Genomic DNA, 709 nt, shown 5'->3' on the forward strand with positions numbered 1-709 from the left:
GGAAATTATGTTAAAAAAGCCTTCCAATATATTGGTAATAAAATTGGGAAGGTAATAAGTTCATTGAGACTTAAAACAAACAAACAATGAAGACAATACACCAATGGTTTGATGAATATGCAGTAAGTCATCAAAATAAGACCAATAAATTAATCCACTGGTTTTGTGTACCTATGATTTTTTTCAGTATTATTTGTATGTTGGCTGATATTCCATCCGGGGTTTTAAAGAGTTTAGCTCCGGAAGGTGCCCGAGATTATATTCACTGGGGAACAGTATTGATAGCAGGAGGCTTATTGTTTTATTTAAGACTTTCCTTTCCTTTGTTTTTGGGAATGCTTTTGGAATCCCTTTTTATCTTATTCCTTATAAAAGAACTAGAAGCCTTCGATGTGCTTCCTTTGTGGCTCCTTGGTTTATCCATTTTTGTTATTGCTTGGATCGGTCAGTTTTATGGCCATAAAGTGGAAGGTAAAAAACCTTCCTTTTTTAAAGACTTGCAGTTTTTACTTATAGGTCCAGCGTGGGTACTTAGTTTTCTTTTTGATAAAATGGGTGTCAGGTATTAAAAGGCCCTGATTTGACGATTTTGAGGACATTTTTTATGTTTTAGGAAAAATAATTTCCAACCAAATATCCCATGTGTTTGGAGAATATTGTTTTAAATTAAACTCAACAGGTTGGTTGTAATAGTTTAAATTTTGTAACT

General features: G+C 33.0%; 1 protein-coding gene. It reads left to right on the forward strand.

The features are described 5' to 3' along the window. Window positions 1-86: 86 nt before the first annotated feature. The gene (locus E1171_RS00440; protein ID WP_155203031.1) at window positions 87-569 is read left to right on the forward strand and encodes an Mpo1 family 2-hydroxy fatty acid dioxygenase; all 483 of its coding nucleotides are present in this window, start codon (window positions 87-89) and stop codon (window positions 567-569) included. The last annotated feature ends 140 nt before the right edge of the window (window positions 570-709 follow it).

Origin of the sequence: Xanthovirga aplysinae, from assembly GCF_009711365.1 — a bacterium.
Lineage (GTDB): Bacteria > Bacteroidota > Bacteroidia > Cytophagales > Cyclobacteriaceae > Xanthovirga > Xanthovirga aplysinae.

Excerpts from the sequence above, each read along its gene's own strand:
- E1171_RS00440 (WP_155203031.1), top strand. The coding sequence starts at position 87 with ATGAAGACAATACACCAATGGTTTGATGAATATGCAGTAAGTCATCAA.